16 protein-coding genes are annotated in these 14,669 nt (G+C 71.5%); 10 read left to right on the top strand and 6 right to left on the bottom strand.

What is annotated here, in order from left to right; genetic code table 11:
* Nucleotides 1–11: 11 nt before the first annotated feature.
* Together ABT324_RS12895 and ABT324_RS12900 are read right to left on the bottom strand one after the other, a co-directional pair.
* Nucleotides 12–203 carry a hypothetical protein gene (locus tag ABT324_RS12895; protein WP_150067035.1) on the bottom strand — a complete coding sequence of 64 codons (192 nt, stop codon included), beginning with the start codon at nucleotides 201–203 and terminating at the stop codon, nucleotides 12–14.
* A gap of 235 nt (nucleotides 204–438) precedes the next feature.
* Nucleotides 439–663: a BldC family transcriptional regulator gene (locus ABT324_RS12900; RefSeq protein WP_150067036.1), complete on the bottom strand. Its 225-nt coding sequence runs from the start codon at nucleotides 661–663 to the stop codon at nucleotides 439–441.
* A 196-nt stretch (nucleotides 664–859) separates the two neighbouring features.
* On the opposite strand from ABT324_RS12900, the gene ABT324_RS12905 reads away from it, so the two are divergent.
* From ABT324_RS12905 to ABT324_RS12935, 7 genes are all read left to right on the top strand, one after another.
* Nucleotides 860–1,171, top strand: a complete 312-nt coding sequence (locus ABT324_RS12905; RefSeq protein WP_351175681.1) for a DUF4229 domain-containing protein — start codon at nucleotides 860–862, stop codon at nucleotides 1,169–1,171.
* Nucleotides 1,172–1,179: 8 nt separating this feature from the next.
* Entirely contained in the window at nucleotides 1,180–2,277 is a 1,098-nt protein-coding gene (cds1, locus tag ABT324_RS12910; protein ID WP_351175683.1) for an L-cysteine desulfhydrase Cds1, read from the top strand.
* 12 nt (nucleotides 2,278–2,289) lie between these two features.
* A complete protein-coding gene (locus ABT324_RS12915; protein WP_351175685.1) occupies nucleotides 2,290–2,853 on the top strand; it encodes a DUF3558 family protein in 564 nt (187 codons plus the stop codon).
* A gap of 141 nt (nucleotides 2,854–2,994) precedes the next feature.
* Nucleotides 2,995–3,324 carry a hypothetical protein gene (locus tag ABT324_RS12920; protein WP_150067039.1) on the top strand — a complete coding sequence of 110 codons (330 nt, stop codon included), beginning with the start codon at nucleotides 2,995–2,997 and terminating at the stop codon, nucleotides 3,322–3,324.
* A gap of 11 nt (nucleotides 3,325–3,335) precedes the next feature.
* The gene (locus tag ABT324_RS12925) at nucleotides 3,336–4,316 is read left to right on the top strand and encodes a WXG100 family type VII secretion target (protein ID WP_351175687.1); all 981 of its coding nucleotides are present in this window, start codon (nucleotides 3,336–3,338) and stop codon (nucleotides 4,314–4,316) included.
* 18 nt (nucleotides 4,317–4,334) lie between these two features.
* A complete protein-coding gene (locus ABT324_RS12930) occupies nucleotides 4,335–4,763 on the top strand; it encodes a hypothetical protein (RefSeq protein WP_351175689.1) in 429 nt (142 codons plus the stop codon).
* 19 nt (nucleotides 4,764–4,782) lie between these two features.
* Nucleotides 4,783–5,259: a hypothetical protein gene (locus tag ABT324_RS12935; protein ID WP_351175691.1), complete on the top strand. Its 477-nt coding sequence runs from the start codon at nucleotides 4,783–4,785 to the stop codon at nucleotides 5,257–5,259.
* An 88-nt stretch (nucleotides 5,260–5,347) separates the two neighbouring features.
* Here the strand turns inward: ABT324_RS12935 and ABT324_RS12940 are convergent, their stop codons facing one another.
* From ABT324_RS12940 to ABT324_RS12950, 3 genes are all read right to left on the bottom strand, one after another.
* Nucleotides 5,348–6,220 carry a 1,4-dihydroxy-2-naphthoate polyprenyltransferase gene (locus tag ABT324_RS12940; protein ID WP_351175693.1) on the bottom strand — a complete coding sequence of 291 codons (873 nt, stop codon included), beginning with the start codon at nucleotides 6,218–6,220 and terminating at the stop codon, nucleotides 5,348–5,350.
* 50 nt (nucleotides 6,221–6,270) lie between these two features.
* Complete coding sequence (menE, locus tag ABT324_RS12945) at nucleotides 6,271–7,443, bottom strand: o-succinylbenzoate--CoA ligase (protein ID WP_351175695.1); 1,173 nt, start codon at nucleotides 7,441–7,443, stop codon at nucleotides 6,271–6,273.
* Between the two features lie 284 nt (nucleotides 7,444–7,727).
* Nucleotides 7,728–8,651 (bottom strand): 1,4-dihydroxy-2-naphthoyl-CoA synthase, encoded by a 924-nt coding sequence (locus ABT324_RS12950; RefSeq protein WP_351175697.1) that lies wholly within the window; start codon nucleotides 8,649–8,651, stop codon nucleotides 7,728–7,730.
* 134 nt (nucleotides 8,652–8,785) lie between these two features.
* Between ABT324_RS12950 and menD the strand changes: the two genes are divergently transcribed.
* Nucleotides 8,786–10,456, top strand: a complete 1,671-nt coding sequence (gene menD, locus ABT324_RS12955; RefSeq protein ID WP_351175699.1) for a 2-succinyl-5-enolpyruvyl-6-hydroxy-3-cyclohexene-1-carboxylic-acid synthase — start codon at nucleotides 8,786–8,788, stop codon at nucleotides 10,454–10,456.
* 179 nt (nucleotides 10,457–10,635) lie between these two features.
* Nucleotides 10,636–12,135, top strand: coding sequence for a M1 family metallopeptidase (locus ABT324_RS12960; protein WP_351175701.1), 1,500 nt, complete (start codon nucleotides 10,636–10,638; stop codon nucleotides 12,133–12,135).
* Nucleotides 12,136–12,569: 434 nt separating this feature from the next.
* Here ABT324_RS12960 and ABT324_RS12965 read toward each other — a convergent pair whose 3' ends face one another.
* Nucleotides 12,570–13,850 carry an isochorismate synthase gene (locus tag ABT324_RS12965; RefSeq protein WP_351175703.1) on the bottom strand — a complete coding sequence of 427 codons (1,281 nt, stop codon included), beginning with the start codon at nucleotides 13,848–13,850 and terminating at the stop codon, nucleotides 12,570–12,572.
* An 88-nt stretch (nucleotides 13,851–13,938) separates the two neighbouring features.
* Between ABT324_RS12965 and ABT324_RS12970 the strand changes: the two genes are divergently transcribed.
* Nucleotides 13,939–14,433 carry a DUF3592 domain-containing protein gene (locus ABT324_RS12970; protein WP_351175705.1) on the top strand — a complete coding sequence of 165 codons (495 nt, stop codon included), beginning with the start codon at nucleotides 13,939–13,941 and terminating at the stop codon, nucleotides 14,431–14,433.
* Nucleotides 14,434–14,669: the final 236 nt, after the last annotated feature.

Genomic DNA, 14,669 nt, shown 5'->3' on the forward strand with positions numbered 1-14,669 from the left:
GTGCCGTCCGATCACTCGTCCTCCGCCGGACGCGACTTGCGCCGCTGCTCGTCCAACCGGCGCAGGAAGTCGGGGTCGTCGTCGGGCGCGATCGGCGCCTGCCGGGAACGGGGCCGGTCCGGCCCGGTCGCGACGGGGCCGAACGCCTTCCACATCAGCACCGCGATGGTGAGCGCACCGATCGCTGCCAGGACGTAGATCATCTGGCCACCTCCAACTCTGCCGCTGACCCGAGACTAGCCAATTCAGACCGGGTTGTCGGCGTCGCAGGTGACGGCGTTGTCGCGAGCGCGCTGAGCGGGCCCAGGTGGTGCCTCGCGGTTGACGAGGCGCCACCTGGACCCGCCGTTCGGGCGCTCTTCAGGTCTGCGTCCGGAGCACTCGCCGACGAGGGGCGCTGGCGAGCAGGAGCTCAGCGCGTCGTCGAACCAGTCGGTGTCAGACCGCGCGGTTGACGTCGTTGGTGAGCTCGGCGAGCAGGGCGCGGACCTCAGACTCGCGGAAGCGGCGGTGGCCGCCGGGGGTCCGGATGGAACCGATCCGGCCGGCGGTGGCCCACCGCGTCACGGTCTTGGGGTCGACCCGGAAGAGCGCCGCGACCTCACCGGGCGTGAGGAGCTGCTCCTGGCCGTTCTGGCGCGGCTGCTGGGTCGTCGCGGTCACAGGTGACCTCCACGTTGCGAGATGGTCATTCGGGCAATCCGGTCGCATCCTGGCACCTCGGGGGCCAGGTACTCGAACATTTGGGTTTAGGTAAAGGGAAGGTAAGGGACGAAAACGGCGCTTCGGGCGGTGCGCGCGAACCGCTGGTCACCGGCCGCCCGGCCAAGTCGCCGGACCCTTGCTCTACCCTGGTGACGTGCAGGAACAGCAGCCCGAACCCGCGGCCCAGGGGGCGGCGTCGACCCTCGCGCGCGACATCGCGCTGTACACCGTCGCCCGGTTCTCCATGGTGATCGTGGTCGCCGTCCTGTTGATGCTGGTCAACGTGCCGGTGCTGGTCGCGCTCGCGGTGTCGGTCGTGGTCGTGATGCCGCTGTCGCTGCTGGTCTTCGGCAACCTGCGGCGCCGGGTGGCGGTCGGGATGGCCGAACGCGGTGCGGCGCGCAGGGCCCGCCGCGAGGAGCTCATGGCGCAGCTGCGCGGCGAGCGCACCACGGACGCCGGGTGATCCCGGGGATGGTCGGCAGCATCGACCGGTCCTGCGCGCGGACCAGGGCCTGGACCAGCGAAGCCGTCCGGATCATCGAGGCCGACGCGAACCGCAGCGCCGACACCCACCTGCTGCGCTACCCGCTGCCCGCGGAGTGGGGGATCGACCTCTACCTCAAGGACGAGTCAACACACCCGACCGGCTCGCTGAAGCACCGGCTGGCCCGGTCCCTGTTCCTCTACGCGATCTGCAACGGCTGGGTGACCGAGGACACGCCGGTGATCGAGGCCTCCTCCGGCTCCACGGCGGTGTCCGAGGCCTACTTCGCCCGGCTGCTCGGGCTGCCGTTCATCGCCGTGATGCCGCGCTCCACCAGCCGCGAGAAGGTGTCGCTGATCGAGTGGCACGGCGGTCGCTGCCACTTCGTGGACGAGCCGGGCGCGATCTACACCGAGTCGCGCCGGTTGGCCGCCGAGCTGGGCGGCCACTTCATGGACCAGTTCACCCACGCCGAGCGGGCCACCGACTGGCGCGGCAACAACAACATCGCCGAATCGATCTTCGAGCAGCTGGCGCTGGAACCGCACCCCGAGCCGAGCTGGGTAGTGGTCGGCGCGGGCACCGGCGGCACCAGCGCCACCATCGGCCGCTACCTGCGCTACCGGTGCCACCGCACCGAGCTGGCCGTGGTCGACCCGGAGTGCTCGGTGTTCTTCGAGGCGTGGCGGGACGGCGATCCGGACCGCACCAGCGACCGCGGGTCGCTGATCGAGGGCATCGGCCGTCCGCGGGTGGAGCCGTCCTTCGTCGGCCAGGCCATCGACCGGATGATCAAGGTCCCGGACGCGGCCTCGATCGCCACGATCCGCCATGTCGAGAAGGTGCTGGGACGGCGGGTCGGTGGCTCCACCGGGACCAACCTGTGGGGCGTGTTCTCCCTGGTGTCGGAGATGATCGCGGCCGGTCGGCGGGGCAGCATCGTGACGCTGCTCTGCGACGGCGGTGAGCGCTACGCCAACACCTACTACGACGACGAGTGGGTCTCCGCCCGCGGCCTGGACCTGGACGCGCCGCTCGCGGTGCTGGGGCACTTCCACGCGACCGGCGAGTTCCGGGCGGTTTAAGGAGGTTTGCTGGTGAGGCCTTGGCGTTGGGCTGCCGCGGTGGCGTTGCTCACCGCGGTGAGCGGGTGCGCTGCCGAGCAGTCCCCACCGGCCGGGACGCCGTCGACCTCGGAGACCGCTAGCGAGGAGCCGGACACGGAGTCCGCGGAGCCCTCCATCACCCGCGACATCCCCCCGGAGCAGCGCGCGCACCTCGCCGAGCTGTCCGGTGAGCAGATCTGCCAGCTGGCCGATCCCGCCGACCTGGAAGCGCTGGCCTTCGCAGTGGAGCCCGGACGCCCGCGCGAGCTCGGCTTCGACCCGCCGGTGCGGGGCTGCGAGTTCCACGCCCAGTCCGGTGGCCGCTCGGTGCTGGTCGGCGCGCAGCGGGACGGCTTCGCCGAGCTGGGCCGGGACGAGGTCGAGCTCGACGCGGGCCGTGGCTCCCGGACGCTGCGCGCCAGCGACTGCACGGTCTACGCGGGTGTCGCCGGTGCGACCCTGCAGGTCTCGGTGACCGCGGCGGAAGCGGACTCGGACGACTGCGGCGTGGCGGAGCGCATCACCGAGTACGTGCTGCCCGCGCTGGTCAGCTAGCCCCCCGCGCCGGGCGTTTCGGTCATTCCGACCGCTGCGCATCACGACTGGAGAACGAGTCGGCCGAACCGGGGAACGTCCAGCCGCCAAGTGGCGTCAAATCATCCCGAACGGATATGGGGACGAGTCGGGGGAGTTCGGGTGGCCGAAAACCTCAAGGCGATTCCGGAGGAGATGAAGGCCTTCGAGGGCCTCCTCGAGCGGAACGCCGGGTACTTCAAGAAGATCGATGAGTGGGCGGAGAACACCGCGTCCGACACCAGCGGGTTCACCGGCCTGATGATGGTGCTGATCCCGGTCGTCGAGATGGTGACCGCGCTCTACGGCGAAACCCTGGAGTGGGCGAACAGCGCGTTGCTCAAGGTCAAGGAGGACCTTGCCGACGCCTCCGCGGAGTACGAGGAGATCGAGCAGAAGATCGTCGGGGTCTTCCAGAAGATCCAGGCCGAGCTCGACGACATCAAGATCTGAGGAGGACGGGAATGGCATCGTTCGCTGACGCCGAAGACCCGATGGGGGCCCTCACGGCGGATCCGAGCCAGAGCAACGCGGAGTCGCAGAAGCAGGCGATCGAGGACGCCGGCTGGCAGGTGCAGGCGGTCAACTGGGTCTACGAGAAGGTCACCGGCCAGAACCTCATCGAGACGCTGATCTCGCCGATCACCGGCGACTTCTCGAAGATCGAGACCAACGCCGAGGCCTGGGGGCAGGTCGGTGACGCGCTGCGCGCCATCCGCAAGAACCTGAACCAGGGCATCAGCGACCTGCGCGAGAGCTGGGACGGCTCCGGCGCGATCGCGTTCGAGACGCTGCTGGTCTCCACCTGGACCGTGGCGCTCGAGGGCGACGCCATGCTGGCGCAGCTGATCGGCCAGGGCTTCCAGAAGGCCGCGGACATGTCGCGGAAGATGACCGACAAGGCCCTGGAGCTGATCAAGAAGCTGGTCGACCGGCTGATCGAGACCGCGGCCACCGGGTGGATCCCGGTCGCGGGCTGGGCCAACGTGGTGCGCAACGTCGAGAAGTGCGTCGAGATCGTGATGGCGATCCTGGAGCTCTTCGAGGCGCTGCAGCAGATGTACGACTCGGTGGTGCAGCTGGTCGAGTCGATCAAGAACGCGGGCACCAACCTGGCCAAGATCAAGGACGCCAACAGCCTCGGTGACGTGGTCAACATCGGCCTGCAGGCCAAGGACGACTTCACCGCGGTGTCCGACGCCGCCACCGGGGTGCAGAACTCCGCGACGGGCGTGAAGGACGCGACCACCGGGGTGAAGGACGCCGCGACCGGCGGGAACGGCGACGGCAACGGCACCGGCGGGAACGGGACTGGCGACGGTGGCGGGAACGGCACCGGCGACGGCGGTGGGAACGGCGACAACGGCACCGGTGGGAACGGCGACGGTGGCACGCCGACCGGTGACGGCAACGGCTACCAGACGCTGGCGTCCGGGACGCTGTGATCGGGAGGATGACGCGACGTGAGTGACGACTGGAAGACTCAGGAGATCCGCGACGCCGAGGCGATGCTGGAGGAGCGCATGCGCCAGGCCGAGGAGGTGCTGGACCGCGTCAGCCAGTACGAGGCGGAGCTGCCGGAGATCAAGCTGACCGACGACCAGGTCGAGGACATCGAGCAGCGCATCCGCTCCGGCCAGGCCCCGCCGGAGGTCGTGGCGCTGCAGGCGCGCATCGACGCGGGCGAGTTCACCTGGCAGGACATCGCCAGCGGCGAGGCGCTGCACGACGAGTCGGTCCAGGCCGCCTTCGCCAAGAGCGTGGAGAACGCGCAGCAGGCCAAGGAGCTGCTGGACGCCGGATACGATGCGGCCACGGTCATCAACAACGACCCGAACCGCCCGCCGGAGGACACCTACGACGACGAACCGCCGGACTCGTTCCTGCGGTGAGGGACTGAGTGATTCGCGTATGAACCGCAAGACCCTGATCGGCATCACCATCGGCTGGGGCGTCCTGGTCGCCGCGGTCTTCGCGGTGCTGCTGGGCATGGCGATGTTCAGCGGCACCTCGCTGGAGAAGTCCAGCACGGCGGACGGTTCCACCGGCCCGTACTACCGCTGGACCGGTGAGCCGATGCTGATCACCAGCACGCAGAGCGGCAAGTCGGCGGTGTGCAAGGTCGTGCCGGACGAGGGCGAGGTGCGCGACGTCTCCACCTACCGCGCGGAGGGGCGCCGGTACGTGGACCCGGTCACCCCGTGGTTCTCCGGCGAGGCGCAGATGTCGTGCACGACGCCGGTCAAGATCCGGGTCGGTTCCGAGGTCACGAACTACGAGCTGTTCGCCAAGAATCGCGTGGTGCAGATCGCTGCGGCGGTGCTCGCCGCCGGTCCGTTCCTCGCGGTGAGCGTGTTCGGGCTCGGCACCCGCAAGGCGCGCGCCTGATCGACCAGCGCGAACGGCCCGTCCACCACAGGTGGGCGGGCCGTTTCGCACCTGACGCAACGGGTCCGGGTACCCGCCCGGGCGCTGATCAGCCGAAGGCGAGCGCGCCGCCGGTCACCGCGGCCCAGATCAGCATCGCGAGGCCGGTGTCGCGCAGCGCCGGGATCAGCGCTCGCCCCTGCGCGCCGCTGATCACCGCTCGCAGCGGGACGACGAGCGGCAGGAGCGCGGCGAAGCCGAGCAGCACCCACGAGTTCCGCAGGCCGATCAGCACGGTGATCAGGAACGGGACCAGCGCGAGCGCGACGTAGAGGGTCCGGGTGTCCCGGTCGCCGAGCAGCACCGCGAGGGTGCGCTTGCCGGTGACGCGGTCGGACGGGATGTCCCGCAGGTTGTTGGCCACCAGCACCGCGCAGGACAGCGCCCCGACACCCACCGCGGCGCCGATGCCGAAACCGGTGACCGTCCCGGCCTGCACGTACATGGTGCCCAGCACCGCGACCAGCCCGAAGAAGACGAACACGGCGAGCTCGCCGAACCCGGCGTAGCCGTAGGGCCGCTTGCCACCGGTGTAGTACCAGGCCCCGGCGATGCAGAGCGCGCCGACGGCGAGCAGCCACCAGTAGCCGCTGAGGACCACCACGCCCAGACCTGCGATGGCGGCCAGGCCGAAGCAGGTGAAGGCCGCGGTGCGCACCGCGGTCGGCTGGGCGGCGCCGGAACCGACCAGGCGGAACGGGCCGACCCGGTCGTCATCGGTGCCCCGGATGCCGTCGGAGTAGTCGTTGGCGAAGTTCACCCCGACGATCAGGAACAGGGAGACCAGGAGGGCGAGGACCGCGATCAGCGGATCGAACCCGTCGACCCCCGCGGCGGCGCCGGTCCCGGCGAGCACCGGCGCGATCGCGTTCGGGAAGGTACGGATCCGAGCTCCCTCGATCCACTGCGCAACAGTCGCCATGGGAGCCATCTTCGCGCACCGGGATCACCCGCCCGTGGCAGCCTCCCGGCTCAGCCCTGGAACAGCGCCGCCAGCGCCCGCCGGTCCGGCTTGCCGGGGCCGCGCAGCGGCAGCTCCCGGAGGAAGGCGAAGCGCTTCGGCGCGGCGGCGGCGTCGAGCCGGGCGCGGACGGCGGCGCGCAGCTCCGGTTCGGCCGGTGGCCGGTCCTGGTCGGAGGGCACGATGGCGGCGACCACCGCCTGGCCCCACTCGGGGTCGGGGACGCCGAGCACGCACGCCTCGCGGACGCCGGGCTGCTCGGTGAGGACCCGCTCGACCGGCAGCGGGGCGACGTTCACCCCGCCGGTGATGATCATGTCGTCGGCGCGGCCGAGCACCTCCAGCCGACCGTCCTGCCAGCGGCCGAGGTCACCGGTCCGGAACCAGCCTCCGGAGAACGCGGCCGCGTTCGGCTGGTGGCGGTAGCCCCTGGCCAGCATCGGCCCGCTCAGCAGCACCGGCCCGGTCCCGCTGTCGACGCGGACCTCGGCGACGTCCAGCGGCCGCCCGTCGTACACGCACCCGCCCGCGGTCTCGCTCATGCCGTAGGTCGTGGTCACGCGGACGCCGTCGGCCTGGGCCCGGTGCAGGAGCGCGGGCGGGGTCGCGGCGCCGCCGAGCAGCACCGCGTCGAACTCACGGAGCGTGGCGAGACCCTCCCCGCCCGCGTTGATCAGCCTGGACAGCTGGGTGGGCACGAGCGCGGTGTAGTGCGGGCCGTCCGCTGCGAGGACGCGTCGCGCGGCTGCGGCGAAGTTGTCCGGGCGGAAACCGCCAGCGGTGTCCACGGCGTCGGGGCGGGTGCCCGCGAGCAGTGACCGGACCAGGACCTGGATCCCGGCGATGTGGTGCGCGGGCATCGCCAGTAGCCAGTGGCCGGTCCCGCCGAGTCGGCGGTGGGTGGCCTCGGCGGAGGCACGCAGGGCGGAGGCCGCCAGCAGCACGCCCTTCGGTGTGCCGGTGGAACCGGAGGTGGCGATGACCAGCGCCGTCGGGTCGTCGGCGGAGTCCTCTGCGCTGGTCAGCGGGCCTGCCAGCGCTTCGGCGAGGTGGCCGTCGCCGCCCTGCACCGGGAGCAGCGCCGGGCCTTCGCCGCCCAGCGCACGCTCCAGCGCGGGCAGGACGTCCAGCGCGCCCGCTCCTGGCGGCACGGGCAGTGGCTGCAGGTCACGGGCTCTCGGCATGTGCTCCATTGTCGACCGGCTCGCGGGCGGCGCCCGCGTGATTCCCGGCATCGATCACCTGTTCTAGCGATCAAGTGTTCGATCCGGCGGGTCGATCTAGTGGGTACGCGCTTGGAGAGGAGTTGCTCATGTTGGTTCTGGTTGTGCTGGTGCTGCCCGCCGACCTGGTCGGTGGTCAGGTTTTCCCCGGTGAGGGCTCGGCCGGGGGCGGTCCTGCGCCGCCCGGCTCCGAAGCCGCGCCGCCGGGTGGCCGCGCGGGCGGAGCTCGGCGGTCGACGTCCGGTTCAGAAGTACCAGGGGAAGGCGGACCAGTCCGGGGTGCGCTTCTCCAGGAAGGCGTCGCGCCCCTCGACGGCCTCGTCGGTCATGTAGGCGAGGCGGGTGGTCTCACCGGCAAAGAGCTGCTGGCCGACCAGTCCGTCGTCGATGGCGTTGAACGCGTACTTGAGCATGCGCTGCGCGGTCGGGGACTTGCCGTTGATCTCGCGCGCCCACTGCAGCGCGGTGCGCTCCAGCTCCTCGTGCGGGACGACCTCGTTGACCATGCCCATCTGGTGCGCCTGCTCGGCGGTGTAGGGGCGGCCCAGGAAGAAGATCTCGCGGGCGAACTTCTGGCCCACCTGGCGGGCGAGGTAGGCCGAGCCGAAGCCGCCGTCGAAGCTGCCGACGTCGGCGTCGGTCTGCTTGAACTTGGCGTGCTCGGCGCTGGCGAGCGTGAGATCGCACACCACGTGCAGGCTGTGCCCGCCACCGGCCGCCCACCCGGGCACCACCGCGATGACGATCTTGGGCATGAACCGGATCAGCCGCTGCACCTCGAGGATGTGCAGCCGCCCGGCGCGGGCCGGGTCGACCGTGTCCGCCGTCTCACCCCCGGCGTACTGGTACCCGGAGCGACCGCGGATCCGCTGGTCCCCACCGGAGCAGAACGCCCAGCCGCCGTCCTTGGCGGACGGGCCGTTCCCGGTGATCAGCACGCAGCCGACGTCGCTGGTCATCCGCGCGTGGTCCAGGGCGCGGTACAGCTCGTCGACGGTGTGCGGGCGGAACGCGTTGCGCACGTCGGGCCGGTCGAAGGCGATGCGCACGGTGCCCTTCCCGGGGCCGTCCTCGACGCAGCGGTGGTAGGTGATGTCGGTGAAGTCGAAGCCCGCGACGGGCTCCCACGACGCCGGATCGAACAGCTCAGAGACACGGGGATTCTGCACACCTGGGACAATAGGCGCAGCGCGTGCTCGGGGCGGGGGCCTCCCCGCGGCAGCCCGGCACCTGCGCGGACGACGGCGAGGAGGAGCATGGACTGCTCCGCCGGGGTCCGCCAACGAGGTTCAGAGGTGATGGGTTGAATCCGTCCACGGCTCAGGCTGAGGTCATCGTCGACGAGCTCGTCCGCAACGGGGTGCGGCAGGTGGTGCTCTCCCCGGGATCCCGCAACGCACCTCTCTCTTACGCACTGCACAAGGCCGACCACGCTGGGCGGTTGCGGTTGCACGTGCGCATTGACGAGCGCAGCGCGGGGTTCCTGGCCCTGGGGCTGGCCGCGCGCGCCCACTCACCGGTGGCGGTGGCCTGCACCTCGGGGACGGCGGCGACGAACCTGCACCCGGCGGTCAGCGAGGCGTTCCACTCCGGGGTGCCGCTGATCGTGCTGACCGCGGACCGGCCGCCCGAGCTGCGGGCCGCGGGCGCCAACCAGACCATCGACCAGCACCGGCTGTTCGGCTCCGAGGTCCGGCTGTTCGACGAGCTCGCGGTCGCCGAGGAGCGGCCCGGGCAGAACGCCTACTGGCGCAGCCAGGTGTGCCGCGCCTGGCACGCGGCGCGGGGCGCGGTCCGGGGCGGGCCGGTGCACCTGAACCTCCCGTTCCGGGAGCCGCTGGTGCCCTCCGGCGACGACCACTGGTGCGAGTCGTTGGACGGGCGCCCGGACGGTGCGCGGTGGACCGACGACTCCGACCTCGGGCGGGCGCCCAGCGCGCTGTCCCGCGTTCGGGCGCGGCACGGGCTGGTGCTGGCGGCGGACTCGGGCGTGGGCGGTGCCGGCGAGTGGGGCGAGCGGTACGGCTGGCCGGTGCTGTCCGAGGTCGGCGCGGTGGGCGTGCCCGGCTCCGCGGTGATCAGCACCGGGATGTGGCTGCTCGGCCTGCCGGAGTTCCTCCGGGAGCACCAGCCGGAGCAGGTGCTGTGCGTCGGGCGCCCGACGGTGTTCCGGCAGGTGCAGCGGTTGCTGGCGGACACCGGGGTGGAGGTGCTGCTGGCGCACGGCGGGGTCGACTGGCCTGCGCCCGCGCACAACCTGCGGGAGGTCGCCGACACCTTCGGTCCGACGGCGACCCCGGCGGACCCGGACTGGCTGACCAGCTGGCAGCAGGCCGACCAGAAGGCCTCCGCCGCGCTGCACGCCGCGCTGGACCTGGAGCGCTGGCCGAACGGCCCGGTGGTGGCGCGGTCGGTGGTGGACGCCTTACCGGAGGACTCGCTGCTGGTGCTGGGTTCGTCGAACCCGACGCGCGACGTCGCGCTGGCCGCGCGGCAGCGGCCCGACGTGGTCGTGCACCGCAACCGCGGCGTGGCCGGGATCGACGGCACCATCTCGACCGCGATCGGCGCGGCCCTCGCCCACGAGCGACCGGCCTACGCGCTGCTGGGCGACCTGACCTTCCTGCACGACAGCAACGGCTTGGTGCTCGGGCCGCACGAGGCGCGACCGGACCTGACGATCGTCGTGCTCAACGATGACGGCGGCGGCATCTTCTCGCTGCTGGAGCAGGGCAGCTCGGAGCACCGCGAGTCCTTCGAGCGGATCTTCGGCACGCCGCACGGCACCGACCTCGGGCAGCTCTGCGCCGCGCACGGCGTCGAGCACCAGCTGGTGCGCCAGCACTCCGAGTTCGTCGAGGCGCTGCGGTGGCGTCCGGGACTGCGCGTGATCGAGGTCCAGGCGGACCGGGCCGCGCTGCGGTCGGTGCACGAGCGCCTGCAGGCCGCCGTCCGCTCCGCGCTGCTGGGCTGACCGGGTCCCACGTGGTGGGACGGCCGGTGTTCGCCGGTCCCGCCTCTTGCCGTGGTCCGTCGGGGTGATTCGCGGATTCCGCGGCATTCTGGGAAAAACGTGCCGACGGAAAACCCACCTGCTGGTCACGACCTTCTCTAGGCTCCGTTCGGAGCATGTGAATCCCGAGGAGGTGGCAGGTGTTCCGACGACACGGCCTGCGAGCGGTGGCCGCGGCCTGCTGTGCGACAGCGCTTTTCGCATCCCCAGCGCTGGCCGGGGATGGTGGTCCAGGGGCGCCCGGTGCGGGCGACGAGTACTTCCCCGGCTACGGCAACGGCGGGTACGACGTCTCGCACTACGACATCCAGGTGCGCTACCAGCCCGCGGACGACCACCTGCGCGGCACCACGACGATCGTGGCGAAGCCGACGCAGGACCTGACCGCGTTCAACCTGGACTTCGCGCTGACACCGAAGTCGGTGCGGGTCAACGGATTGCCCGCGGAGTTCTCCCAGAACGGCACCGAGCTGACGGTGACCCCGGCGGAGACGCTGCCGGAGGGCAGCCTGGCGACCTTCGTCGTCGAGTACGAGGGCGTGCCGTCCACCGTGGAGGTCGACGGGCTCAACCCGTGGATCCGCACCTCCGACGGGGCGCTCGCGGTCGGGCAACCGGAGATCTCCGCCTGGTGGTTCCCCGGCAACGACCACCCGCGGGACAAGGCCACCTTCGACATCTCGGTCACCGTGCCGGACGGCACCGAGGCAGTCGCCAACGGCGTGAACACCGACCGCAGCAGCCTGGCCGGGTGGACCACCTGGAAGTGGCGCACCACCAAGCCGACCGCCACCTACCTGGCGTTCTTCGCCGCCGGGCAGTACGAGGTCAACGAGCGGGCCGGTGCCTTCGGGCAGCCCTACGTCTCCGCCTACTCCGACGGGCTCGGTGAGCTCGAAGGTCCGGCGAAGGCCAGCGTGGAGCGCACCCCGGAGGTCCTGGAGTTCCTCAGCGGCGTGCTCGGCGAGTACCCGTTCGAGGCGCAGGGCGGCCTGGTGTCCGCGGAGGGGATGAACTTCGCGCTGGAGAACCAGACCCGGCCCACCTACAGCCACCTGTTCTTCCGCGACGGGGCGAACACCTCGGTGGTGGTGCACGAGCTCGCGCACCAGTGGTTCGGCGACTCGGTCTCGGTGGACACCTGGCGCAACATCTGGGTCAACGAGGGCTTCGCGTCCTACGCGGAGTGGCTCTGGTCGGAGGCCCAGGGCACCGGCACCGCGCAGGAACTGTTCGACCACTACTACGCCCAGTACCCGGCCGACGACCCGTTCTGGCAGGTCACGCCGGGTGACCCGGGCAAGGAAGCGGTGTTCGACGGCGCGGTCTACGACCGGGGCGCGATGACCCTGCAAGCCCTGCGCAACGTGGTGGGCGACGAGGTCCTGCTCGACATCGTTCGCACCTGGGTGGCGCAGAAGCAGTACGGCACCGCCACCGTCGAGGAGTTCATCCAGCTCGCGGAGCAGAAGTCCGGCAAGCAGCTGGACGAGCTGTTCAACGCCTGGCTGTTCACCCCCGGCAAGCCCCCGGTCGGCGAAGCCACCGGTGTGCCGCCCAGCGCGCTGCGCATCCAGTCGGCGCCGCCAGCAGCGGTAGCAGAACTGGACCGCACCCACGCCCTCCTGCACGACCACTGAGGTCATTCAGTGAGCACTCGCCCTGAGGGGCGGTGCGGATGGCGGAACCTCAGGGGCTTTCTCGCTGCGGGATCCCGTTTTCATGCATGAACCGGTACACGGCGAACGGGCTGTCCTCGCGAGAAAGCCCCTGAGAACCCGCGGCGGTGCCAGCTGCGGGGTGGTCATGCGCCTTCGGCGCATGCGGCGGTCTTGTGATCGGTGCCGGTCGCTCGTCGCGGTTGCTGTTCACCGCTGGAAGTGGCTTCGCCGCTTGCCTGGCGGTGGAGCTTCGCGGGCACCCTCGCACCACCGATGCGTCGGTGCTCGCCCGCTGACCTGCACCGGTGGTGGGCGCGCACTGGGCCGGTGGTTCGTGCTCGGCAGCACCCGTGTTCTTGCTCACCTGCGTGGTGGTTCGGCCTCGCCCGTGGTGGTGGGTTTGCTCGCCGGGGTTAGTGGAGGCCTTCCAGGGCTTCGCGTACTGGAAGGAGTTTCGCCTCCGCTTCGGCGACCTCGAGGTCTGGGTCGGAGTCGGGGACTATCCCGCATCCGGCGAACAGGCGCGCCGTGCCGCCGTTGCGGCCGGGGGTGGCGGCGTTCTCCACCTGGGCGCAGCGGAGGGCGACGCCGAGCTCGCCGTTGCCACTGGCGTCCAGCCAGCCGACCGGCCCCGCGTAGCGGCCCCGGTCCATCCCCTCCAGCTCGCTGATCAGCCGCACCGCGTCCGGGGTGGGCGTGCCGCCGACCGCCGCCGTCGGGTGCACCTCGGCGGCCATGCGCAGGAGCGTCGCCGCCCGGCCGTCCGCGTCGCTGAGCTTGCCCTCGACGTTGGTGGCCAGGTGCAGCACGTTGCGCAGCTGGAGCACCTCCGGCTCGTCGGGCGCGGTCAGGTCGCTGCAGAACGGGCGCAGCCGCACGGCCAGGGACTCCGCCGCGTAGGCGTGCTCGTGGCGGTTCTTCTCCGACGACAGCAGCTCCGCGGCGAGCTGCTCGGTGCTGTGGCCCTCGCGTGGCCAGACCGTGCCCGCCAGCACCCGGGAGCGGACCTCGTAGCCCGTCCGCTCCAGCAGCAGCTCCGGGGTGGCCCCGACCAGGCCGTCGACCGCGAACGTCCAGCACGACGGGTAGCGGGCGGCCAGGTTGTGCAGCAGGAACCGCACGTCCAGCGGCTCCGAGGTGGTGGCGAGCAGGTCGTGGGCGAGGACCACCTTGGCCAGGCCGTCGGGCTCCTGCATCCGGCGCACGGCCTCGGCCACCGCCTGCCGGTAGCCGGTGGTGGAGAGCTGCCCGTCGCCGTAGGACACGGTGCCGGGCGGGTGCACCGGTTCGGGGGTCACTGGCTCGGTCGACCCGTTGCCGATCGTGGTGATCCAGCGCACCCCGTCGCGCTCCCCGATGACGACCTCGGGGACCACCAGCACCGAGTCCCCGGGCTCGTCGGCGAAGGCCAGGCTGGCGAACGCGACCGGGCCGCAGCCGGGCAGGCCCACCGAGTCGAGCACCTCGGTCCGCTCGCACAGCTGCTGCCACCAGGCGTCGGCCTGGCTGAAGCGGTCCGGACCGGCCACGTCGAGGCGGGCGGCGCAGCCCCAGCCGACCAGCCCGGCGCCGTCGCGGACCCAGCTCAGCGCCGCCCCGTCGGGCAGCAGGTCCAGCAGCGGGCGGTCGTGCCGGGGGTCACTCGGTTCCAGCCGGCGGGTCCGCGCCACCAGCAGCCGGGATGTAGTCACCACTCTTGGAGGGTATGCGCCGGGCCCGGGGCGGCGGACGCCCCCGAAGCCGCGCGGGCCCGCCACGGCGAGGCGCTTACAATCGGTCACCGTGGCGAGCGACGCGGTGGTACCGAACGCGGCCGACTCGGTGACCGGTTCCAGCACGGAAGGTGACCAGCCGGTGGCGCGTCCCGCGCGGCGCAAGGGCTGGTCGCGTGCCGCGCGCGGGGTCCTGGTGCTGGGTGTGTTGATGACCGCGATGGGTGCGTCCATCATCATCGCCTGCTTCATCAACGACCGGACCATCGAGGAGTCCAGGGGGCAGGCGGTCGCGGAGGTGGTCGACACCTCGCTGACCCGGACCGTGGTGCGCTTCAACACCGACGAGGGCCGGGTCTACATCCCGCCGAACGGCGTGCTGTACCCGACCGACCTGCAGACCGGTCAGCTGGTGCGGGTGGAGTTCGACTCGCGCAACCCGGACCTGGTGCGGGTGGCCGGGCGCAACGCGGTGCTGTCGCTGCTGCCGGTGGGCAGCATGCTGGCCATTCTCTGGGCGGTCCTGCTGCCGCTCTACTACCTCTTCCGCCGCGCGGCGAACTGAGACCCCCGGGCCACTGCCACCAACCCCGCGCGATTTCAATGGGAATCAGTCCTCTGCTTTCCCTTGAATCGCGGGGGTCCTCGGCAGCTCGGGGCGACTTCTGCACGACCTCCGGCGTGTCGGGCGTCCGACGCGCCGAGGCGGCGCGGTTCCAATTGGAACCGCGCGGGTGCTGGGGAAACGGGCTTCCCTAACCCGGTCGGGTGGTGTGACACTGGACCTGCCCCGACGGACGC

This window comes from Saccharopolyspora sp. NPDC000359, from assembly GCF_040300525.1.
Taxonomy (GTDB): domain Bacteria; phylum Actinomycetota; class Actinomycetes; order Mycobacteriales; family Pseudonocardiaceae; genus Saccharopolyspora.

Coding starts and splice junctions, on each gene's coding strand:
- ABT324_RS12935 (WP_351175691.1), top strand. CDS start 4,783: ATGAACCGCAAGACCCTGATCGGCATCACCATCGGCTGGGGCGTCCTG.
- ABT324_RS12925 (WP_351175687.1), top strand. CDS start 3,336: ATGGCATCGTTCGCTGACGCCGAAGACCCGATGGGGGCCCTCACGGCG.
- cds1 (WP_351175683.1), top strand. CDS start 1,180: ATGGTCGGCAGCATCGACCGGTCCTGCGCGCGGACCAGGGCCTGGACC.
- ABT324_RS12940 (WP_351175693.1), bottom strand. CDS start 6,220: ATGGCGACTGTTGCGCAGTGGATCGAGGGAGCTCGGATCCGTACCTTC.
- menE (WP_351175695.1), bottom strand. CDS start 7,443: ATGCCGAGAGCCCGTGACCTGCAGCCACTGCCCGTGCCGCCAGGAGCG.
- ABT324_RS12895 (WP_150067035.1), bottom strand. CDS start 203: ATGATCTACGTCCTGGCAGCGATCGGTGCGCTCACCATCGCGGTGCTG.